The organism is Shinella sp. M31, assembly GCF_049199205.1.
Lineage (GTDB): Bacteria > Pseudomonadota > Alphaproteobacteria > Rhizobiales > Rhizobiaceae > Shinella.
The window spans coordinates 1-20358 of record NZ_JBLZPH010000077.1 but is presented as its reverse complement, the minus strand read 5'-3'; the positions used below and the strand labels follow the sequence as shown (position 1 = coordinate 20358).

The 20358-nt window shown below is 65.3% G+C and carries 21 protein-coding genes; 17 read left to right on the top strand and 4 right to left on the bottom strand.

Going from position 1 to position 20358, the window contains the following annotated elements; genetic code table 11:
• Window positions 1–89: 89 nt before the first annotated feature.
• The 3 genes from ACOZKU_RS12535 (at window position 90) to ACOZKU_RS12525 (ending at window position 2765) form a co-directional block, all read left to right on the top strand.
• Window positions 90–1160 (top strand): DnaJ C-terminal domain-containing protein, encoded by a 1071-nt coding sequence (locus ACOZKU_RS12535; RefSeq protein ID WP_421579164.1) that lies wholly within the window; start codon window positions 90–92, stop codon window positions 1158–1160.
• 188 nt (window positions 1161–1348) lie between these two features.
• A complete protein-coding gene (gene fabI, locus ACOZKU_RS12530; protein ID WP_257947866.1) occupies window positions 1349–2167 on the top strand; it encodes an enoyl-ACP reductase FabI in 819 nt (272 codons plus the stop codon).
• A 16-nt stretch (window positions 2168–2183) separates the two neighbouring features.
• Window positions 2184–2765, top strand: coding sequence for a histidine phosphatase family protein (locus tag ACOZKU_RS12525; protein ID WP_421579163.1), 582 nt, complete (start codon window positions 2184–2186; stop codon window positions 2763–2765).
• Between the two features lie 19 nt (window positions 2766–2784).
• Here ACOZKU_RS12525 and ACOZKU_RS12520 read toward each other — a convergent pair whose 3' ends face one another.
• Complete coding sequence (locus ACOZKU_RS12520; RefSeq protein ID WP_117369673.1) at window positions 2785–3045, bottom strand: DUF1344 domain-containing protein; 261 nt, start codon at window positions 3043–3045, stop codon at window positions 2785–2787.
• A gap of 298 nt (window positions 3046–3343) precedes the next feature.
• Here ACOZKU_RS12520 and ACOZKU_RS12515 point away from each other — a divergent pair, with 298 nt between their 5' ends.
• The 4 genes from ACOZKU_RS12515 to ACOZKU_RS12500 all read left to right on the top strand — a co-directional run bounded on the left by ACOZKU_RS12515 (window position 3344) and on the right by ACOZKU_RS12500 (window position 10247).
• Window positions 3344–6898, top strand: coding sequence for a bifunctional diguanylate cyclase/phosphodiesterase (locus tag ACOZKU_RS12515; protein WP_421579162.1), 3555 nt, complete (start codon window positions 3344–3346; stop codon window positions 6896–6898).
• Window positions 6899–6981: 83 nt separating this feature from the next.
• Window positions 6982–8079, top strand: a complete 1098-nt coding sequence (gene aroC / locus ACOZKU_RS12510) for a chorismate synthase (RefSeq protein WP_421579161.1) — start codon at window positions 6982–6984, stop codon at window positions 8077–8079.
• 27 nt (window positions 8080–8106) lie between these two features.
• Window positions 8107–9207, top strand: a complete 1101-nt coding sequence (gene ribB, locus ACOZKU_RS12505; protein WP_421579160.1) for a 3,4-dihydroxy-2-butanone-4-phosphate synthase — start codon at window positions 8107–8109, stop codon at window positions 9205–9207.
• Window positions 9208–9287: 80 nt separating this feature from the next.
• The gene (locus tag ACOZKU_RS12500) at window positions 9288–10247 is read left to right on the top strand and encodes a hypothetical protein (protein WP_421579159.1); all 960 of its coding nucleotides are present in this window, start codon (window positions 9288–9290) and stop codon (window positions 10245–10247) included.
• Window positions 10248–10257: 10 nt separating this feature from the next.
• Here the strand turns inward: ACOZKU_RS12500 and ACOZKU_RS12495 are convergent, their stop codons facing one another.
• Complete coding sequence (locus ACOZKU_RS12495) at window positions 10258–11457, bottom strand: winged helix-turn-helix domain-containing protein (RefSeq protein ID WP_421579158.1); 1200 nt, start codon at window positions 11455–11457, stop codon at window positions 10258–10260.
• Window positions 11458–11639: 182 nt separating this feature from the next.
• On the opposite strand from ACOZKU_RS12495, the gene ACOZKU_RS12490 reads away from it, so the two are divergent.
• Genes ACOZKU_RS12490 through ACOZKU_RS12465 form a run of 6 tightly spaced genes read left to right on the top strand, consistent with a single transcriptional unit; the run spans window position 11640 to window position 16567 of the window.
• A complete protein-coding gene (locus ACOZKU_RS12490) occupies window positions 11640–12320 on the top strand; it encodes an energy-coupling factor ABC transporter ATP-binding protein (RefSeq protein WP_421579157.1) in 681 nt (226 codons plus the stop codon).
• On the top strand, window positions 12314–12919 hold the full coding sequence (locus tag ACOZKU_RS12485; RefSeq protein WP_421579156.1) for an energy-coupling factor transporter transmembrane component T family protein: 606 nt from the start codon (window positions 12314–12316) through the stop codon (window positions 12917–12919). The genes ACOZKU_RS12490 and ACOZKU_RS12485 overlap by 7 nt, the downstream gene beginning before the upstream one ends.
• Window positions 12920–12948: 29 nt before the next feature.
• Window positions 12949–13512: a biotin transporter BioY gene (locus ACOZKU_RS12480; RefSeq protein ID WP_421579155.1), complete on the top strand. Its 564-nt coding sequence runs from the start codon at window positions 12949–12951 to the stop codon at window positions 13510–13512.
• A gap of 4 nt (window positions 13513–13516) precedes the next feature.
• Window positions 13517–15004, top strand: coding sequence for a class I adenylate-forming enzyme family protein (locus ACOZKU_RS12475; RefSeq protein WP_421579154.1), 1488 nt, complete (start codon window positions 13517–13519; stop codon window positions 15002–15004).
• A complete protein-coding gene (locus ACOZKU_RS12470) occupies window positions 14988–16175 on the top strand; it encodes a thiolase family protein (protein ID WP_421579173.1) in 1188 nt (395 codons plus the stop codon). The genes ACOZKU_RS12475 and ACOZKU_RS12470 overlap by 17 nt, the downstream gene beginning before the upstream one ends.
• A complete protein-coding gene (locus ACOZKU_RS12465; RefSeq protein ID WP_421579153.1) occupies window positions 16172–16567 on the top strand; it encodes a GFA family protein in 396 nt (131 codons plus the stop codon). Before ACOZKU_RS12470 ends, ACOZKU_RS12465 begins: the two co-directional genes overlap by 4 nt.
• Here ACOZKU_RS12465 and ACOZKU_RS12460 read toward each other — a convergent pair.
• Window positions 16553–16954, bottom strand: coding sequence for an acyl-CoA thioesterase (locus ACOZKU_RS12460; protein WP_421579152.1), 402 nt, complete (start codon window positions 16952–16954; stop codon window positions 16553–16555). The two genes, ACOZKU_RS12465 and ACOZKU_RS12460, sit on opposite strands and share 15 nt — an antisense overlap.
• A 21-nt stretch (window positions 16955–16975) precedes the next feature.
• On the opposite strand from ACOZKU_RS12460, the gene ACOZKU_RS12455 reads away from it, so the two are divergent.
• From ACOZKU_RS12455 to ACOZKU_RS12445, 3 genes are all read left to right on the top strand, one after another.
• Window positions 16976–17920 carry a zinc-dependent alcohol dehydrogenase family protein gene (locus ACOZKU_RS12455; protein ID WP_421579151.1) on the top strand — a complete coding sequence of 315 codons (945 nt, stop codon included), beginning with the start codon at window positions 16976–16978 and terminating at the stop codon, window positions 17918–17920.
• Window positions 17921–17990: 70 nt separating this feature from the next.
• Window positions 17991–18917: a histone deacetylase family protein gene (locus ACOZKU_RS12450; RefSeq protein ID WP_421579150.1), complete on the top strand. Its 927-nt coding sequence runs from the start codon at window positions 17991–17993 to the stop codon at window positions 18915–18917.
• A gap of 2 nt (window positions 18918–18919) precedes the next feature.
• Window positions 18920–19168 carry an exodeoxyribonuclease VII small subunit gene (locus ACOZKU_RS12445; protein WP_117368748.1) on the top strand — a complete coding sequence of 83 codons (249 nt, stop codon included), beginning with the start codon at window positions 18920–18922 and terminating at the stop codon, window positions 19166–19168.
• Window positions 19169–19171: 3 nt separating this feature from the next.
• Here ACOZKU_RS12445 and ACOZKU_RS12440 read toward each other — a convergent pair whose 3' ends face one another.
• Window positions 19172–19558, bottom strand: a complete 387-nt coding sequence (locus ACOZKU_RS12440; RefSeq protein ID WP_421579149.1) for an ester cyclase — start codon at window positions 19556–19558, stop codon at window positions 19172–19174.
• 150 nt (window positions 19559–19708) lie between these two features.
• On the opposite strand from ACOZKU_RS12440, the gene ACOZKU_RS12435 reads away from it, so the two are divergent.
• A partial coding sequence (locus ACOZKU_RS12435) for a pirin family protein (protein WP_421579148.1) occupies window positions 19709–20358 on the top strand: 650 nt, incomplete at its 3' end.

Below are 20358 nucleotides of genomic sequence, written 5' to 3'. Positions count from 1 at the left end.
CGTCTTAGCAATCCGTAAACCCTAACGCGTAACCGGCGGTTAGAACGTCGCCCGCTACCATGAGCGGTAAAACGAAACGGGTGGTAGGTATGCGTGATCCCTATTCGGTTCTTGGCGTGAAGCGGAATGCCGGCCAGGACGAAATCAAGGCGGCGTGGCGTTCGGTGGCGAAAGCCGTGCATCCCGACCAGAATCACGACGACCCCAACGCGACCGTGCGCTTCACCGAGGCCGGCCGCGCCTATGACCTGCTGCGCGATCCCGACAAGCGCAGCCGCTACGACCGCCAGCAGCGCGAGGCCGAGCTTCGCCGCATGGAGCAGATGCGCCAGCAGCAGGCCGAGCGCAAGGCGAAGGCCGAAGCCCCCCGCCAACAGGACGGCCCGCGCGTCTCCGGCGAGGCGGCCGAGGACATGATCGCCCGCATCTTCGGCGTCGATTCCCGCGGCCAGCCGGCCGAGCCGAAATCGCGCCCGCAACCGCAGGCACAACCCCAGGCGCAGGCCGGTGCGGCCGCGCCCGCCCAGGAGGGTCGCAAGGCTGCCGACACGCCGGTGGACGAACAACCGCCGATGCCCGCCCGCGGCACAGCACCAGGCGCCGCCATCATCTCCGCCATCATCCGCCGCATCCGCGGTGCGCGCGCTGCGGTCGAAAAGGCGCCGGATCTCGTGGCCGACGTGACCGTCAGCGTGGAAGACATCCTCAACCGCGTGCGCCCGACCATCGAGACGCCGGAAGGGCAGACCATCCGCGTGCCCGTCGGCGCCGGCACGACCGACGGACAGGTGATCCGCCTCAAGGAGGCCGGGCACCGTATCGAAAACCTTAGACGCGGCGATGCCGTTATCACCGTGCGCGTGGCGCCCGGCCGCTTCCGCGTCGATGGATTCGATCTCCGGGTCGATCTGCCGGTGACGATCGAGAACGCCGTGCTCGGCTGCGAGATGACTATTGATGGTCCGACCGGTCCGCTGTCCGTCACGGTCCCGGCCTGGTCGGGATCTGACCAGACGATCCGCATCCCGGACGAGGGCCTCGTCAAGGAAAACGGCGAACGCGGCGATCTCATCGCTGAAGTCCGCCTCTTGCTCTGGGAAAAACCGGACGCCAAGATGATCGACCTCATGCGCTCGCTGCGCGAAGGTCTCTTCCTTTAATCGATTTATGAACTTTCAGTGAAAGATGCACCCATTGTTACGGATGCTAACAGTTCCTGAACTGGCGCGCGCTTGAACCGCACTGCTGCCTATGCCATAGGCAATTTCGGCTTATTCACGCAACTCCAAGAACGCAAAGCCTTTTCGCGTATTTGCGGGGGTTGCTCTAGATTTCAAAGGGGCAAACCATGGTTCAGGCATCTGGTCTGATGAAGGGCAAGCGCGGCGTCATCATGGGCGTCGCCAACAACCGTTCCATCGCCTGGGGCATCGCCAAGGCCATCCATGCACAGGGCGGCGAAATCGCGCTGACCTATCAGGGCGATGCGCTGAAGAAGCGCGTCGAGCCGCTGGCCGCCGAAATCGGCGCCGTGCTGGCCGGCGACTGCGACGTCTCGGACGAAGCCTCCATCGACGCCGTCTTCGACAATATCGAAAAGACCTGGGGCAAGATCGACTTCCTGGTGCACGCCATCGGCTTCTCCGACAAGGACGAACTGACCGGCCGCTACGTCGACACGACGCCGGGCAACTTCGCCAAGACGATGCAGATTTCGGTCTATTCCTTCACCTCGGTCGCCCGTCGTGCCGAAAAGCTGATGACCGATGGCGGCTCGATGCTGACGCTGACCTATTACGGCGCGGAAAAGGTCATGCCGAACTACAACGTCATGGGCGTTGCAAAGGCCGCGCTCGAAGCGAGCGTGAAGTACCTCGCCGTCGATCTCGGCCCGAAGAACATCCGCGTCAACGCCATCTCGGCCGGCCCGATCAAGACGCTTGCCGCCTCCGGCATCGGCGACTTCCGCTACATCCTCAAGTGGAACGAGTACAATGCGCCGCTGCGTCGTACCGTCACCATCGAGGAAGTGGGCGATGTCGGCCTCTACATGCTGTCGGACCTGTCGCGCTCGGTGACCGGCGAGACGCATCACGCCGACAGCGGCTATCATGTCGTCGGCATGAAGGCTGTCGACGCGCCCGACATCTCCGTCATCAAGGACTGACCCGGAGCCCCGCATCTTGCTCATCTACATGATCCGACACGGCCAGACCGCGTGGAATGCTGAGGGCAGGCTGCAGGGACAGAAGGACATTTCGCTCAACGATACCGGCCGCGCGCAAGCGGCCGGCAATGGCCGCACTCTCAAGGCGTTTCTCGGCACGGCCGTTTCGGATTTCGATTTCGTGGCGAGCCCGCTCGGGCGCACGCGCGAGACGATGGAAATCCTGCGCCGCGCCATGGGCCTCGACCCCCTCGCTTACCGCACCGACAAGCGCCTCGTCGAAGTCTCCTTCGGCGACTGGGAAGGCCATACGCTGGAAGAACTGGAAGCGTCGACACCCGCTCGCGTCGATGAGCGCCGGCGTTCGAAATGGAACTTCATTCCGCCGGGCGAGGCGGCCGAAAGCTACGAAATCCTCAGCTGGCGCATCGGCTCGTTTCTCGCCGAGGTCGACCGGCCGACCGTCTGCGTCAGCCACGGCGGCGTTTTTCGCGCCGCGTTCCGTCTGAACGGCATGGCGGAGGAGGAAGCGGCCAACACACCCATCTTCCAGGACCGTGTGCTCCGGCTGGACGAGACGGGAATGCGCTGGCTCTGACAGAGCCGAGACCCTGATTTTACTGGATGATCTCGAGGTCGTTGATGACGCGCTTGCCGTCGACTTCGGTGTAGAACACCAGCACCTTCACGCCCGGCTCCAGACCGTCGAAGTTGAATTCTTCCGGCGCCTGGTACTTCTTGCCGTCATCGAGCGACAGCGAGAGATTGCCCGTATCGACATTGGTGATCGTCGCTTCCACGTCGGCGCTTTCGGCCGAGGCGACGAGTGGCGATAGGAAGAAGGCCGTGGCCATCAAAGCTGCGATCAACAACCGCATCGTACGAACCCCTGGAAATGAATCAGTCTTTTTGCTGGTCACGTCAGATGCCCCCCAAATATGGCGAAATTCGCCCCCGTCGCCGACAATGTCGAAATGGATGGCCGGAAAGATCATATGAATCAAGGCACACCGCCAAGTCATCCCCCGGATTGTCCAACAAGACCGGATGCAAGGGTGTCTCAAAACGGGAAATGTCGCCGGCTTACGAGGCAGAAATACAAGTATTTCAGTTGCTTATAAATGCAATCTTAAGGAAGCCCCCCGTACCGTTTTGCCATCATCGGGGACCGCCTTCTTGTCTTTGCCTGCCGCCATCCGCCGTCATATGGCGTCCATCGCAGAATGGGCGCGGCCTTCGCTCTTGCCGGCGGCGATTGCCGGCGTCGTCATCCTGACGGCAGGCGTGTTCTACGAACAGCAGAACGAGCGGATCTACCGCAACGAGTTGCAGGCCCATGTGTCCGGCGACCTCGCGCTGGTCGGTGCGCGGCTGCAAAGCGAGGTCAACAGCGACGTCGCGGCACTGCGCAGCCTCGCCAACATGTTCGCCGTCGCGCCGCAGCAGGCGTCTCTCCAGTTCAACGTCTTCGCCCGCAAGCTCATTTTGCAAAACAGCCATTTCCGCCGCGTCGGCGTCGCGCCGGGGGCCAAGGTCACCCAGGCCTTTCCGCCCGACGGCAACCAGCATTATCTCGGCACCGATTTCAATCGCTTTCCCTCTTTCCGGCGGGCAGCCCAGACGGATCGCTCGCGCGGCCGCCCGCTGATGTTCGGGCCGGTCGAATTCGCCAAGGGCGGGCGCGGCTTCCACCTCTTCATGCCGGTATTCGGAACCGTCGATGCGCGGCATTACTTCTGGGGCTATATCGACGGGCTGGTCGACGAGCGCAGGCTTCTGAGCGACGCAGGGCTGATCGGTTCCGAGGCCCACGGCCTGCGGGACATGCGCCAGCACGAGACCGATATCGATCTCGCCATCCGCGATGTCAGCGTGGCGGACAACATCATCGATCCGTTCTTCGGCGCCGCCGAAATCTTCGAGAACGATCCCGTTGTGCAGGTGCTCGATTTTCCGGGCGGCCGCTGGGAGCTTGCCGCCGTACCCAAGAAGGGCTGGCATCATCCGCCGGAGAACCTGACGCAGGTGCGGATGTTCATCCTGGCCGCGGCACTGGTGATCATCGTGCCGATCCTGCTGACCGGCGGCCTCGTCAGCGAGCGCCAGCGCAATATCGCGCGGCTGCGGGCGCGCGAGCGGCAGGTGCAGTCCCTCTCGCAGCGCCTCGATATCGCGCTCGGCGCCTCCAAGATCGGCATCTGGGAGGTCGAGCTTGCGACCGGCGCGCGCAACTGGGATGCCCAGATGCACCGCCTGCACGGCTTCCCGGAAAACGAGACGCCGCACGACGACGCGTGGCGCGCGGCCCTTCACCCCGATGACATAGCCACCGCCAAGGCTGAAATGGACCTCATCCGCGCCGGCGGCAACGACTACAAGTCGCAATACCGCATTCGCATGCCGGACGGCAGCTGGCGCCATATCCGCAATGTCGGTTCGCGCCTGATCGGCCCGAATGGCGAGGAAAAGCTGACCGGCATCAGTTGGGACGTCACCGAAGACGTGCTGCTCAACGAGGCGCTGAAAACCGCCAAGGAGCATGCCGAGGTCCAGAATGCCGAGCTTGCCAAGCTGACCCGGCGTCTCGATCTCGCACTCGACGCCTATCAGTGCGGCCTCTGGGAAGCCGATCTCGAGGATGGGCTGACGCTGTGGGACGAGCGCATGCACCAGCTCTACGGCGTGACGAACACCGGCAAGCGCATCACCCACGCGACATGGATCAATGCCATCCACCCGGACGACCGCGAGGAAGCCCAGCGCAAGGCGGACACGACCATCGAGGAAGGCGTGCCCTATATGCGCACCTCACGGGTCGTCCACCCGGACGGCACGGTCCGCCACGTCCAGTCCGTCGGCAAGCTGCATATCGAGCAGGACGGCCGACGCAAGCTGGTGGGCCTCGCCTTCGACGTGACCGAGGATGTGCTGATCACTGCACACCTCAAGGAGGCGAAGGAACGCTCCGACCTTCAGAACGCCGAACTGGAACAGACGACCCGCCGTCTCGACCTTGCGCTCGATTCCTATCAGTGCGGCCTCTGGGAGGCCGATCTCGATCTCGGCCGCACCTTCTGGGATCCGCGCATGCATCAGCTCTACGGGCTGACCTTCACCAACGGCATCGTTTCGCAAGAGGCGTGGCTGGCGGCCATCCATGCCGACGACCGCGAGGCGATCGTCGAGAATGTCGCGCGCTGCATCGAACAGGACCTGCCCTATGTGCACGAGGCGCGCGTCGCCCTGTCGAGCGGGGAAATCCGCTACGTGCGCTCCGTCGGCAAGATCCACTACGGTCACGGCGGCACGCGCAAGCTCGTCGGCCTCGCCTTCGACGTGACCGAAGACGTCATCCTCAAGCAGAATCTCAAGGCCGCCAAGGAACAGGCCGATGCCAAGAACGTCGAACTGGAACAGGCAAAGGACCGCATCGAGCACAATGCCCTGCACGACCCGCTGACGGGCCTCGGCAACCGGCGCATGCTGGATGGCGAGTTGACCGCCATTGCCGATCTCAGCGAGACCATGGAGGTACGCGTCGCCATCCTCCATATCGACCTCGACCGCTTCAAGCAGATCAACGACACGCTGGGCCACGCCGCCGGCGACGCGCTGCTCGTGCATGCTTCGGAAGTGCTGCGCGCCTCGACCCGCAAGGGCGATATCGTCGCACGCATCGGCGGCGACGAATTCGTGGTGGTCGTCACCAACACCACGGACCAGGCCTATCTCAGCACCTTGGCGCGCCGCATCATCACGCTGATGCAGCAGCCGGTGGAATATGAGGGTCATCTCTGCCGCTTCGGCGTCAGCATCGGTGTAGCGCTTGCCGAGGGTTCTTCGATCAATACGGCAAAGCTGCTCGTCAACGCCGATATCGCGCTCTACCGGGCGAAAGCCATGGGCCGCAACCGCCACGAGTTCTTCACCGAGGTTCTGCAGGCCGAGATCATTTCGAACAAGCGCATCGCCGACGACATCCTGGCCGGCATCGAGAACAACGAATTCGTCCCCTATTACCAGCCGCAGATCGAGGCCGGCACGCTGAAGCTCGCCGGCGCCGAGGCGCTGATCCGCTGGAACCACCCGCGCGACGGGCTGCTGACGCCCGACCGCTTTCTCAAGATCGCCGAGGACCTCAACGTCATGGCGACGCTCGACCGGATCGTGCTGGAAAAAGCGCTCATCGATTGCGCCCGCTGGGCCGCCCGCGGCCTGATCATGCCGAAAATCTCGGTCAACGTCTCGGCCCGCCGCCTGCGCGACGAGAGCCTGATCGACAGCCTGACGGGCCTCGCCATCCAACCTGGCCAGATTTCCTTCGAACTGGTGGAATCGATCTTCCTCGACGAGAGCGACGATATCGTCCTCTCCAATCTCGAACGCATCAAGGCGCTCGGCATCGATATCGAGATCGACGATTTCGGCACCGGCCACACCTCGATCGTCAGCCTTTTGAAGCTGAAGCCCAAGCGCCTGAAGATCGACCGCCAGCTCGTGGCCCCCATTCTCAATTCGCACAACGAGCAGGCGCTGGTGCGCTCGATCATCGAGATCGGCCGCTCGCTCAATATCGAGATCGTGGCAGAAGGCGTCGAGACCATGGACCATGCCGAAATGCTCGGCCTGCTCGGCTGCGACCTCCTGCAGGGCTACGCCTTCGCCAAGCCGCTGTCCCGCGACGATTTCCTGGCCTTCGGCAGCGAGATGCGCTGGAAGCTCGCTTCCTGACCCGACTTGACGCGAAACCCTTGTCCCGCCCCCGCCTTTTCCACTAAGGAGGGGGCGAAGGTTTATCGGGTCCGGGTCCGCTCATGTCGCATAACAGTTTCGGTCATCTTTTCCGCGTCACCACCTGGGGCGAAAGCCATGGGGTCGCGCTCGGCTGCGTGGTGGATGGCTGCCCGCCCGGCATCCGCTTCACGCTAGCCGAAATCCAGGCCTGGCTCGACAAGCGCAAGCCCGGCCAGTCGCGTTTCGTGACGCAGCGCCGCGAGGACGATCTGGTGAAGGTGCTTTCCGGCGTGATGCTGGACGAGGACGGCGAGACGATGATCACGACGGGTACGCCCGTCTCCATGATGATCGAGAACACCGACCAGCGCTCGAAGGACTACGGCGAGATCGCCAAGCGCTACCGCCCCGGCCATGCCGACTATACCTATGACGTCAAATACGGCATCCGCGACTATCGCGGCGGCGGCCGCTCCTCGGCCCGAGAGACTGCGGCGCGCGTCGCCGCCGGCGGTTTGGCCCGCAAGGTCGTGCCGGGACTTTCCGTGCGCGCCGCCCTCGTGCAGATCGGCAAGCACAAAATCGACCGCCGCAACTGGGACTGGAACGCGGTCAACAACAACCCGTTCTTCGCCCCCGACCCCGCCATCGTGCCCGTCTGGGAAGCGTATCTCGACGGCATCCGCAAGGCCGGCTCCTCCATTGGCGCCGTCGTGGAGGTGGTCGCCGAGGGGGTTCCGGCCGGCATTGGCGCGCCGATCTACGGCAAGCTCGACCAGGACATCGCCTCGCTGCTCATGTCGATCAATGCCGTGAAGGGTGTGGAGATCGGTGAAGGTTTCGCCTCGGCGGAACTGACTGGCGAGGACAATGCCGACGAGATGCGCATGGGCAATGACGGCAATCCCATCTTCCTGTCCAACCATGCCGGCGGCATTCTCGGCGGCATTTCCACCGGCCAGCCGGTCGTCGCGCGTTTTGCCATCAAGCCGACCTCGTCGATCCTGACCGAGCGCCGCTCGATCGATGCCGACGGCAACAATGTCGATGTGCGCACCAAGGGCCGCCACGATCCCTGCGTCGGCATCCGTGCCGTGCCGATCGGCGAGGCCATGGTCGCCTGCGCCGTTGCCGACCACTATCTCCGCGATCGCGGCCAGACCGGCCGTTTGAAGTAATTGGCCGCCTGAAAGAGGATCTTTGCCATGAGCTACGACCAGAAGCGTGTCGTCGATGCCATCCGCGCCTTCGAGGCCGGCGAAATCGTTGTCGTTATGGATGACGACGGCCGCGAAAACGAGGGCGATCTCATCGTCGCCGCCGTGCATTGCACGCCGGAAAAGATGGCCTTCATCGTGCGCCACACCTCCGGCATCGTCTGCACGCCCATGCCGCGCGAGGAGGCCAAGCGCCTGAACCTCAACGCCATGGTGGCGGAAAACGATTCGGCCCACACCACCGCCTTCACCGTCTCCGTCGATTTCAAGCATGGCACGACGACGGGCATTTCCGCCGACGACCGCACGCTGACGGTGCGCAACCTCGCCAATCCGAATGTCGGCGCTACGGATTTCGTGCGCCCCGGCCATATCTTCCCGCTCGTCGCCCGCGAAGGCGGCGTGCTGATGCGCTCGGGCCATACGGAAGCGGCCGTCGATCTCTGCAAGCTCGCGAGCCTGCCGCCGATCGGCGTGATCAGCGAACTGGTCAACGACGACGGCACCGTGATGCGCGGGCCGCAGGTCGCGGCCTTCGCGGAGAAGAACGGCCTGAAGCAGGTCTCCGTCGCCGATCTCATCGCCTATCGCCAGCGCAAGGAAACCCTGATCGAGCAGGTCGGCAGCTTCGACATCGAGACGCCCTACGGCAAGGCCAAGGCCCTGACCTACACCCTGCCCTGGGATCCGATGCAGCACCTCGCCGTCGTCTTCGGCGACATCCGCGACGGCGTCGATATTCCGGTGCGCCTGCATCTCGAAAATGTCGGCGACGACGTTTTTGGCGCGGGGCGCCAGATCGACGGCATCATGAAGCGCATCGCCGAACAGGGCCGCGGCGTCATCGTCTATCTGCGCGAAGGCTCCGTCGGCGTCGGCGCATCCCAGACCGCGCGCAGGAGCAAACACGACGGCGAAGGCCACGACGAGGCGCAGGCGCGCGAAAGCGAATGGCTGGAAATCGGCCTCGGCGCGCAGATTCTGAAGGATCTCGGCATTACCTCGATCCGCCTGATGGCCTCGCGCGAGCGCCACTATGTCGGCCTCGAGGGCTTCGGCATCCAGATCAGCTCGACGGATCTCTGCTAACCCCGAATATCCCGCGGTTCCGAAACGTTTGCCTTTGGCGCGACGGTTCGGATCGCGGGATTTCTTTGGGGAACTACGGCATGTGGGATTTCAGCATCGGCAAGACCATCGGCATCCTGCTGAAGACCATGCCCTTCATCCTCACGCGGATGGTGATTTATTTCGTCATCACGCTTGCCTTCATCCTGGCGAGCGGAACGGGTGCCGGCATCGGCTACGGCGTCGGCTCGCTCTCCGACAGCCCGGAATCCTTCGCTGTCTGGGGCGGCATTTTCGGCATGGGGCTGGTCGGCACCGCCGTCTACTGGGCGCGCGAATGGCTGCTCTACATGGTCAAGGCCGCCCATATCGCCGTCATGGTCAAGCTGATCGACGGTGAACCGCTGCCGGACGGCAAGGGCCAGGTCGCCTATGGCCGCGAGGTCGTCACCGCCCGCTTCGGCGAGGCGAACGTACTTTTCGCGCTCGACCAGCTCATCAAAGGCGTAATCGCCGCCATCACCGGCCTGCTCGGCGGCATCGCGGCGTTCCTGCCCATTCCCGGCCTCGACGGCGTTGTGCGCTTCGCCAACACCGTCATCCGCCTGTCGCTGACCTATGTCGACGAGATCATCCTCGGCTACAACATCCGCACCGGCAGCGACAATGCCTGGGAAAGTTCTCGGCGCGGTCTTGTACTTTACGCTCAGAACGGCCTGAAAATGGTGAAGAACGCCGTCTGGCTCTCGGTCTTCCTGTGGATTCTCTCCATCGTCGTCTTCCTCCTGGCGCTGGCACCGGCCGCGGCCGTGGTCTATCTCTTCCCCGGCGACCTCACCGCTCTCACCTTCATCGTCGCCATCGTCTTCGCCTGGGCCTTCAAGGCCGCCGTGCTCGAACCCTTCGCCATCGCCGCCCTCATGGCCGTCTATTTCGACACGATCCGCGGTCAGGTGCCGGACCCGGACTGGGACGCCAAGCTCACGGGTGCCTCGGAGAAGTTTCGCGCGCTGACGGACCAGGCCAAGGGTGCCTTTGGCGGGCGGGCGGTGACGGCGTGAAGCCGAGGGCCTAGCCCGCCTCGCCATTCCACCCGTCGAGATACCGTACGCTCTCGACACCCGTAAACTTCGCAAGCCTCGCCAGCTCCGCCTCCAGCTTCTCCAGCCGTCCTGCCGAGGCGCGGACCTTTGGCTCCCACCAGAGGCGTTTGACGTCGAGCGTGCCGGCCTTGCGGTCGGCCTTCATGTCGATGCGGCCGACGAGGCGGTCGCCTTCGAGGAGCGGGAAGACGTAGTAGCCGTACTGGCGCTTGGGTTCCGGCACGAAGACTTCGATACGGTAGTAGTAGCCGAAAAGGCGTTCGGTGCGGTTGCGGTCGCGGATCAGGGGATCGAAGGGCGAGAGGACGCGCAGGCGGGCGGGTGGCTCGGGAATATCGCCGAGATTGTCTGGAAAGCCATCGAAGGCGTAGGCGATGCGCGGCTTGCCGCCATCGGCGGTTTCGATCGAGACGGGGCGCAGTTCGTCGCGGTGTGCATCCACCCATGTCTTCGCCTCCTCCGGCGAAATCAGCGCCCAGAAGGCGGCGATTTCGCCATGGGTGGCAAAACCGAGCCGCGTCAGCGCGCTGCGGCAGGCCCAGTCGACGAAGGCCTCGTGCTCGACGGCGGGTTCGTGATGGTGCGGCGGCACCACGCGTTCGGTGAGATCATAGACCTTCTGGAAATTGTCGCGCCTGGCTATGCTGAGTTTTCCGGTGTGCCAGAGGAATTCCAGCGCCGTCTTGTTCGGGTGCCAGTTCCACCAGCCGCCGGATTTGTGATCGTCCGTCTTCAGCTCGCGCGATAGGACGGCACCGCCGGAGGCGATGCGTTCGTAGGTTTCCTCGAACGCCTTGTCGAAGCCCTCCCCCTGCCACTTGCTCCAGCGCGCGAGGATCGACGCTTCCTTGCGGCGGAAGCGGTGTTTCCAATAGCGGAAGAAGGCGCCCGGGATGATCGAGGCATCGTGCGTCCAGTGCTCGAAGAGATCGCCGTCCTTCTCCAGAAGCTCCGTCAGGTGCTCGCGCCGGTAGGTCTGGTTGCGCGAGAACAGGATCTGGTGATGCGCCCGCTCGACGGTGGCGATGCTATCCACCTGCACGAAGCCGATATCGTGGATGAGCTGCAGCAGCCCCGCCTTGCCGAGCTGCCGGCCGGGCGGTGCGCTGAGCCCCTGGCGGGCGAGGAAGATGCGCCGGGCGTCGGCATTCGAAAGAAGAATCGTCATGCCGGATGATAGGCATATATTCTTGGTTTGTTCCACCCGTTTTTCGCACACCGAAAAGGCCGCTTTCAACATCTTCTGCGGATTGTTCAACATTATCGGGGGAGCCCGTCGCAAAAACCCTTCGCACCTCCCGCTAAATTGCTTATAGGTCCTGCACCCATCCGCGAACCGGGACCTTGCTCTTGGACATCGTCTTTTCCGCTGCAACGGTGCGTTATGGCAGCCGCACGGCGCTCCAGCCGCTGGATTTGCAGCTCTCCGAACAGCGCATCGGCGTCGTCGGCCTCAACGGGTCAGGCAAGACGACCATGGCGCGACTGATCAACGGGCTCGTCAAGCCGACCGCCGGCACCGTCACGGTCGGCGGGCTCGACACGGTCGGGGACGAGCAGGCGGCGCGCGGCAAGACGGGCTTCATCTTCCAGAACCCGCAGCACCAGATGATCCTGCCGATCCTTGCCGAAGACATCGCCTTCGGCCTGAAGAACCGCGGGCTGGGCAAGGCGGAGATCGCCGGGCGCACCGAGGCCGTGCTTGAACGGTTCGGCATTTCGCACCTCGCGCGCCGGCGCGTGCACGAACTTTCCGGCGGCGAGACGCAGCTCGGCGCCATTGCCAGCGTGCTCGTCACCGGTCCGGAGCTTCTGATCCTCGACGAGCCGACCAATCAGCTCGATTTGAAGAACCGCGCGTTGATCGCACGCACCATTGCCGGCCTGCCCGAGCAGGTGCTGGTGATTACCCATGATCTGGCGCTGATCGAGGATTTCGACCGCGTTCTGGTTTTCCACGACGGGCGGCTTGCGGCGGATGACCGTCCGGCAGAGGCGATCCGCGCCTACCGGGAGATCGCGGCGTGCTGAACGGGCTGGATATCGAGGGCAATTCGCCGCTGCATCGCATTCCCGTGCGCGGCAAGCTGATCGTGCTGTTTGCCGCCGCCATCGTGCTGTTCCTGCTTTCCGATCTGCGCCTGCTCGTACCGGCACTCGGCCTTTCCGCGGGGCTCTATCTCTCGACGGGCATCGGTTTCGTTGAGGCGGTGCGGCGCACGCGCTTCGTGCTGTTCACCGTGCTGCTCGTCGCGGCGGCCAACACCGTCTTCCAGTCGCCGCATGAGGGGGCCGTCGTCTTCTGCCGGCTGTCGGCGCTGGTGCTGCTCGCTGCCGCCGTGACGGCGACGACCGGCATTTCCGCCTTCATGGACGAGATCACCCGGCTGATCACACCGCTGGAGCGGTTCGGGTTCGTGCGGGCTGCGGATGTCAGCCTTGCGGTCGGCCTCGTCATCCGCTTCGTGCCGGAGATTTTTGCGCGCTACGGCGAGATATCGGCCGCGCACAGGGCGCGCGGCCTGCCGGTGCGGCCGCTCACCCTGCTCGTGCCTCTCATCATCCTGACGCTGAAGGACGCGGACACGATCGCCATGGCGATTGACGCCCGCGGCTTTCGGCGGCACTAACAGCCATCCTGCCATCGGGGAACCCTGCCATGAACACCAGAGACATCGTCCTCATCGCCCTCTTCGCCGCGATCATCGTGGTGCTGGGCCTGCTGCCGCCGATCACGCTCGGCTTCATTCCGGTGCCGATCACGGCACAGTCGCTCGGCGTCATGCTGGCCGGCTGCATCCTCGGCGCCAAACGCGGCGCGAGCGCCGTGCTGCTCGTGCTGCTGCTCGTCGCCATCGGCCTGCCGGTGCTTTCGGGCGGTCGCGGCGGCCTTGCCGTCTTTGCCGGCCCGACGGCGGGTTATCTCGTCGGCTGGGTCTTCGGCGCCTTCGTCTGCGGCCTCGTCGCCGAACGCCTGGTGCGCGAAGAGCAGCCGGAACTGGCGCAATTCGTCTCCTTCCTCGCCGCGGCAGTGATCGGCGGCATCGGCGTCGTCTATCTCTTCGGCATGCCCTGGCTCGCCTATATGAGCGGCAAGGCCTTCTTCGAGACGGCCGTCGCCTCGCTGGTCTTCCTGCCGGGCGATCTCATCAAGGCCTTCGTCGCTATGCTGGCCGGCCGCGCCGTGTTGGCGGGCTACCCGCTCCTGCCGCAGCGCGCCTGAGCCGATGCCGCTTTCCGGCGCCCTCGAACGGCACGCCGCGCGAAATCCTGAAAACCCGGCCTTTCATCTGGATGGCCGGGTTTTGTCCTATGGCGCGCTCTCAGCCACGGCGCGGCGCCTCCATGCCACCTTTTCCGCAATGGCGCCGGACGGCCAAAGCAGCATCGGCCCCGACAACCGGCTGGTCGCGCTCGTCACCGGCAATCACGCGCTGTTTCCTGCCGCCTTCGCCGCCGCGACGTCGGGCCATATGTGCGCCGCCCTCATCGATCCGCATCTGCCCGAGGCCATCCGGCAGCGGCTGCTCGACAAGATCGATCCCGATCTCGTCGTCACAGCCGAAGGCGACGAACTGCGTGTCACCGATCCCAGGGGAGGTTTCGCCGAAATCATCACGGAGCAGGCGGAAGCGACCGATCCCGCCCTGCCGGAAGGGCAGGCGGATGCGCCCTTCCTCATCGTCTTCACCTCGGGCACGACGGCCGATCCGAAACCGATCATCCGCGACCGCCGGTCCTGGCGCATCAGCCTCGCCACCGGGGCACCGTTCTTCGGCATCACCGGGCAGACCAGCACCTACGCTCCCGGCCCCCTCGCCCATGGGCTTGCGCTCTATGCCATGACGGAGTGCCTGCTGGCGGGCGCCGCCTTCCATTCCACCCGGCATTTCGACGCGCACGCGGCACAAATGACGATCCGAGAGCACGCCATGCAGCGCCTCGTTCTCGTGCCGACCATGCTGCGCCGGCTCTGCGAGGGTGCGCCACTCGCTGAAGTCGCGGCCATCACCGTGGCAGGCGCGAAACTCACGGCGGGCGACCACGCGCTTTGCGGCAGACATTTTCCCGGCGCGGCGCTCAGGGAATATTACGGCGCCTCGGAGCTCGGCTTCATCACCGTCACGGCGCCCGGGGATGCCGCCTCCTCCACCGCCGTCGGAAAGGCCTTCCCGGGGGTTGCGATCTCGGTGCTCGACGCGGCCGGCAAACCCCTGCCCGCAGGCGAGACCGGCACCGTCTTTGTCGAAAGCCCGCTTGTGGCCACCGGCTATCTCGGTTCCGGCGACGGCACGGGGCTGGCGCGCTTCGGCGCGCTGGCGACGGTCGGCGATCTCGGCTTCCTGGAGGTGGACGGCACGCTCCATCTGCTCGGACGTGCCGGCGGCATGGTGCTTTCGGGCGGCAACAATATCTATCCTTCCGAGGTCGAGGCGGCGCTGCAAAGCCTGCCGCTGGTGCGCGCCGCCCATGTCTTCGGCCGCGACCATGCCGATCTCGGCAGCGAACTGGTGGGCGTGATCGAGCCCGCCGCACCGGGCTTGACGGCAGCGGCGCTCACCACGGCGCTGGCCGATCTCCTGCCGCGCTACAAGCAGCCGCGCCGGCTCTGGCTCTGCGCGAAAATGCCCACGACGCCCTCGGGCAAGGTGGAGGCCAAAACCGTGCGGCAGTGGGTGGCGGAGGAGAGCGATGTCCTTGAACCGCTCCGCTGATCCCGAACGCATTCCCGTCATCGCCGCGGCCTTCCGCACGCCGATCGGCCGGGTCAACGGCACGCTTTCGACCATCGAGCCGGCAAGCCTCGCCGTACCGCTCATTCGCCGCATCCTGCAGGACACCGGCCTTGCCGCCGAAGATGTCGACGACGTGCTGCTCGGCAATGCCGCCAACAGCGCCGGCAATTTGGCGCGGCTCGCGGCGCTGGAGGCGGGGCTTGCCGTTTCCGTGCCCGGAATGACCATCGACCGGCAATGCGGCTCAGGGCTGGAAGCGATTGCGCTCGCCGCAAGGCTGGTGACGGCGGGCGCCGGGCGCATCTATCTCGCCGGCGGCACCGAGAGCAGCAGCCGCGCCCATCTGCGCTTCCGCCCGCCGCTGACACCCGACGGCGTGCCGGAGCCTGTACGCCGTGCGCGCATGGCGCCTGACGCCATCGGCGACCCCGACATGGGCATCGCTGCCGAAAACGTCGCCCGCCACGCCGGCATTAGCCGGGCGCGGCAGGACGCCTTTGCGCTCGAAAGCCATCGCCGTGCCGTCGCCGCCCAGAAGGCCGGGCGCTTTGCCGGCGAGATCGTGCCGCTCGACACACAAGCCGGCCGCGTCGCGCAGGACGAATGCCCGCGCGAAAACACCTCGCTGGAAAAGCTGGCGGCGCTGAAGCCGGTCTTCCGCCCGGATGGAACCGTGACGGCGGGCAATGCCTGCCCGGTCAATGACGGTGCCGCCGTCGTGCTGGTGACCTCGCTGACCGAAGCTCGGCGGCGCGGCCTGACGATGCTCCTGGAACTCGTCGACAGCGCCACGGTCGGCGTCGATCCGAACCTGCTCGGCCTCGGCCCCGTTCCGGCGATGGAAAAGCTCGTCGCGCGCAATCCGGGTCTCGATGCCGCGAACATCCCCTATATCGAGTTCAACGAGGCCTTCGCCGCCCAGGTGCTCGCCAGCCTCGACGCGCTCGGCATCGATCACACGATCGTCAACCGCGAGGGGGGTGCGCTTGCGCTCGGCCACCCCTACGGTGCCTCCGGTGCGATCCTCGTCACGCGGCTCTTTGCGCAGATGCGGGCGGCGGACGCCGGAACCGAGGCGCTCGCCATGATGGGCATCGGCGGCGGCATGGGCATTGCGACTTTGTTTCGCAAGCTGGGGGAAACTGGATGAGCGAGAAGATCTATACCGGCGGCTGCCTGTGCGGCGCCATCCGTTTCGAGGCGACGGGGCCGGCGGAAAAGCCGCATACCTGCTCCTGCCGCTTCTGCCAGCAGCACACCGGCGCGCCCACCGCTGCCTGGGTGGAATTTCCCACGGAGCGCGTGCAATGGACGGGCTCGGGCGCAAAACCCTCGACCTGGCGCTCGTCGGATTATTCCAGCCGCGCCTTCTGCCCGGCCTGCGGCAGCTCCATCGGCGCCATCGACGACGAGCCGGTCATCGCCTTGCTGATCGGCGGCTTCGACGAGCCCACCGATCCGGCCTTCACACCGCAATACCATTCCTTCGAGGATTGCCGGCCGGGCTGGCTCAGCGTCGGGACCGCCTCAGGCGAGGAATGACCTCAGCCAGTCGCGGACGGGCTGCGGCACGTTGACGGGCTGGCGGGTTGCGGGATCGACGGCGACCCAGACGATCTCCAGATCCGCCACCAGGGCGCCATCGCAGGCGATCGCGACGGCGAAGCTGAGCGAGGTCGCGCCGATGCGGGTCACCGAGACCTTGAGACGGGCCATGTCATCCAGCCGCAGGCCCCTGTGGAAGGTGCAGCCGGATTTGCGCACGAAATAGACGGGATCGTTTTGCCCGACCGGCCGGTGGCGCCAGAGGCCGGCGACGGCCGCCTCCGCATGGGCGTAATAGGCGGCATTGTGCATATGGCCGTGCATGTCTATATCGCGAAACGGTATCCTGACTTCGCTGACCGTGATGTCTGCCGCCTGTTCCACGTCGTATCCCGGGGTCGTTTCATGCTTCGTGCCGTTGTTAGAGCCTTCGGCGACCCCCGGCAAGTGATCGGGCTGGAAGAGGTGGAGCGTGCGGCCCCCGGCCCCGGCGAGGTGGAAATCCGCATCCGCCGCGCCGCCATCAACCCTTCAGACCTCATTCCCGTCACCGGCGCCTATCGCAGCCGTACCGCCCTGCCCTTCGTGCCGGGCTTCGAGGGCGTGGGGGAGATCACCCGCCTTGGCGAGGGCGTGAACGGCCTTGCGCTTCGCCAGCGCGTGCTGCCGATCGGCGCAAGCGGGCTCTGGCAAGCGTCTCTGATCCGTCCGGCCGCGTGGTGCTTCGCCGTGCCGGACGATCTCTCCGACGACCAGGCCGCCATGGCCTATGTGAACCCGCTGACGGCCTTCCGGCTGGTCGATGCCGTCAAAGCACATTTCCACGGGGCGGCTGGCCTGCGCGTCGGCGTCACCGCAGCAGGCTCCGCCATCGGCAGGATGCTGCTGACGCTTCTGGCTGAGGCCGGTTTCCGGCCAGTGGCGCTGGTGCGCAGTGCCGCGACGGCCGAACGGCTGGCCGAGGGGTTTTCCGGCGAGATCGCGGGCGCACCGCCGCTCGACGCCGTCCTCGATGCCGTCGGCGGCGATGCGGGCAATGCGCTTTTTCGTACCCTCCGCCGTGGCGGCGCCTTTGTGCAATATGGCGCACTGTCGGGCGCGCAGCTCGATCCGGCGCTCATCGCCATCAGGCGCGAGGAGGTCGCCTTCTCCTTCCTCTGGCTGCGCAACTGGGTGCATTCCGCCGGGCGCGTGGAGATCGCCGCCGAATTCGAGCGCAGCTTCGCCGGCATTCGTGCGGGGCACCTCGCCTCCACCGTCGATACGGTTTTTACCCTCTCCGACCTGCCCGCCGCACTCGCCCGGCAGGAGGACCCGGCCCGCACCGGAAAACTGCTGCTTGCGCCGTGACTGTTGAAAAGGCGGTATGCCTGGCCCATTTCCCGTGGACCTCGCCAATTGCAATGGATAGCTTCCGGCCATGACGACGTGTCTCCTAGAGAACCCGATCTTCCTCGAGCATCACACGCCGGAGGGCCACCCGGAGCGGTCCGACCGCATCCGCGCGATCAATCTTGCGCTGGAACACGAGCGCTTTCTCCCGCTGAAACGCGAGAAGGCGCCGCAGGCCAACGAGGATTTCGTGCTGCTCGCCCATCCGGAAAGCCATCTGCGCGCCGTGATGTCGGAAATCCCTGAAGAGGGCATCGAGCAGATCGAGGCCGATACCTATGCCAGCCCCGCGAGTTTCCAGGCAGCGCTGACCGGCATCGGCGGCGCCATCGCGGCCGTCGATGCGGTCTTCACCGGAAAGGCGGACAATGCCTTCGTGCTCGCCCGCCCACCCGGCCATCACGCCGAGCGCGACAAGGCGATGGGCTTCTGTTTCTTCAACAACACCGCCATCGCCGCGCGTCACGCCCAGAAGGCTCACGGCGCCGAGCGTGTCGCCATCGTCGACTGGGACGTGCACCACGGCAACGGCACGCAGGACATCTTTTACGAGGACCCGTCGGTGCTGTTCTGCTCGACGCACCAGATGCCGCTCTATCCCGGCTCCGGCGCCAAGAGCGAGACGGGGGCCGGCAACATCGTCAACGCGCCGCTCTCGGCCAATGACGGCAGCGATCATTTCCGCGAGGCGTTCAGGTCGCGCGTCCTGCCGCGCGTCGCCGATTTCAAGCCCGATATCATAATCATCTCCGCCGGCTTCGATGCGCATCACCGCGACCCGCTGGCGCAGATCAACCTCGTCGCCGACGATTTCGACTGGGCGACGGCCAAGCTGATGGAACTTTCCGAAAAATCGGCAGACAACCGGGTGGTCAGCCTGCTGGAAGGCGGCTACGACCTGCAAGGCCTCGCCGAATCCGCCGCCACCCATATCTACCGCCTGATGAGAGGCTGACCATGACCAATCCCGCCCCCGATGTTTCCGCCCTCTCCTTCGAACAGGCCGTCGAGGAACTGGAGAAGATCGTCGCGGCCCTTGAGCGCGGCGACGTGCCGCTTGACCGCTCCATCGAGATCTACGAGCGCGGCGAGGCCTTGAAGAAGCACTGTGAAACCCTGCTCTCGGCCGCCGAGAACCGCATCGAAAAAATCCGCCTCGACCGGGCCGGCAAGCCGCAGGGCACGGAGCCGCTCGACGGGGCGTGAGCCTCAGAGCTGTGCGGCAATCGCTGCCTTGTCGATGATTGACCAGACATTGCGGATGCGCGCATCCTCGAATTCGTAAAAGACGTTTTCGGTGAACGATACCGTGCGGCCATTGACCGGCATGCCGAAAAGCTGGCCCACGGGCGTGCAGTTGAACAGCAGCCGGCTTGCCACGCGGGGCGGCTCGACCACCAGGAAATCGATGGAGAAATGCAGGTCCGGGATGGCGCGGAAATCGCCTTCCAGCATGGTGCGATAGCCGGGAAGGCCGATGCGTTTGCCGTTGTAGTGCGCCTCCTCGTGGACGAAGCTGCCGAGATTGGCCCAGTCCTGTCTGTTGAGACAGGCGATGTAGCCACGGTAGAGTGCTGCCAGTTCCTGTCCGGTCATTGTCGTCTCCCTGTTCTCGGCGAATATGGCGCCGATCGCGGTAAAGGCCAGAGGCGGAAAAGATTGACCACACCGTCAACACCCGTCGCCCTATCCACGCCCCTGCACGCCCGCTAGCATGCACCCACGATCCATTCACAGGAGGGCGCAATGAGCTTCTTTCCCGGAAAAGACCCCGAGGCCGGCGATGCGGCAGCGTGCGATGCGCTGGAGCATCTGATCATTCCGCGCACCAGCGATATCGGCGGGCTGGAGGTGCGGCGTGCGCTGCCTTCGGCCAAGCGCCGGCTGGTCGGGCCGTTCATCTTCTTCGACCGCATGGGGCCGGCGCTGCTTCGGGCCGGCGACGCGATCGATGTGCGGCCGCATCCGCATATCGGGCTGTCCACCGTCACCTATCTGTTCGACGGCGAGATCAAGCATCGCGACAGCCTCGGCACCGAAATGGTGATCGCGCCCGGCGACGTGAACCTGATGACGGCGGGGCGCGGCATCGTGCATTCGGAGCGCTCGCCGGAGAACCTGCGGGGCAGTCCGCAATCGATTTCCGGATTGCAGACCTGGCTTGCCCTGCCTGATCATTTGGAGGAAATCGCGCCGGTCTTTTCGCATACGACGAAGGCCGAGCTGCCTGCCTTCTCGGCCGACGGCATCAGCGGGCGCACGATTATCGGCAAGTACGAGGGCCATGCCTCGCCCGTCGCCGTGCCGACGGACACGCTCTATACCGACCTGACGCTTACGCCCGGCGCCTCCGCGCCGTTGGCAGCCGACTGGGAGGAGCGCGCGGTCTATGTGCT

What these genes read in the sequence shown, in the direction of transcription:
- ACOZKU_RS12535 (WP_421579164.1), top strand. Translation starts at nt 90, where the DNA reads ATGCGTGATCCCTATTCGGTTCTTGGCGTGAAGCGGAATGCCGGCCAG.
- fabI (WP_257947866.1), top strand. Translation starts at nt 1,349, where the DNA reads ATGGTTCAGGCATCTGGTCTGATGAAGGGCAAGCGCGGCGTCATCATG.
- ACOZKU_RS12520 (WP_117369673.1), bottom strand. Translation starts at nt 3,045, where the DNA reads ATGCGGTTGTTGATCGCAGCTTTGATGGCCACGGCCTTCTTCCTATCG.
- aroC (WP_421579161.1), top strand. Translation starts at nt 6,982, where the DNA reads ATGTCGCATAACAGTTTCGGTCATCTTTTCCGCGTCACCACCTGGGGC.
- ribB (WP_421579160.1), top strand. Translation starts at nt 8,107, where the DNA reads ATGAGCTACGACCAGAAGCGTGTCGTCGATGCCATCCGCGCCTTCGAG.
- ACOZKU_RS12500 (WP_421579159.1), top strand. Translation starts at nt 9,288, where the DNA reads ATGTGGGATTTCAGCATCGGCAAGACCATCGGCATCCTGCTGAAGACC.
- ACOZKU_RS12495 (WP_421579158.1), bottom strand. Translation starts at nt 11,457, where the DNA reads ATGACGATTCTTCTTTCGAATGCCGACGCCCGGCGCATCTTCCTCGCC.
- ACOZKU_RS12480 (WP_421579155.1), top strand. Translation starts at nt 12,949, where the DNA reads ATGAACACCAGAGACATCGTCCTCATCGCCCTCTTCGCCGCGATCATC.
- ACOZKU_RS12475 (WP_421579154.1), top strand. Translation starts at nt 13,517, where the DNA reads ATGCCGCTTTCCGGCGCCCTCGAACGGCACGCCGCGCGAAATCCTGAA.
- ACOZKU_RS12465 (WP_421579153.1), top strand. Translation starts at nt 16,172, where the DNA reads ATGAGCGAGAAGATCTATACCGGCGGCTGCCTGTGCGGCGCCATCCGT.
- ACOZKU_RS12455 (WP_421579151.1), top strand. Translation starts at nt 16,976, where the DNA reads ATGCTTCGTGCCGTTGTTAGAGCCTTCGGCGACCCCCGGCAAGTGATC.
- ACOZKU_RS12450 (WP_421579150.1), top strand. Translation starts at nt 17,991, where the DNA reads ATGACGACGTGTCTCCTAGAGAACCCGATCTTCCTCGAGCATCACACG.
- ACOZKU_RS12445 (WP_117368748.1), top strand. Translation starts at nt 18,920, where the DNA reads ATGACCAATCCCGCCCCCGATGTTTCCGCCCTCTCCTTCGAACAGGCC.
- ACOZKU_RS12440 (WP_421579149.1), bottom strand. Translation starts at nt 19,558, where the DNA reads ATGACCGGACAGGAACTGGCAGCACTCTACCGTGGCTACATCGCCTGT.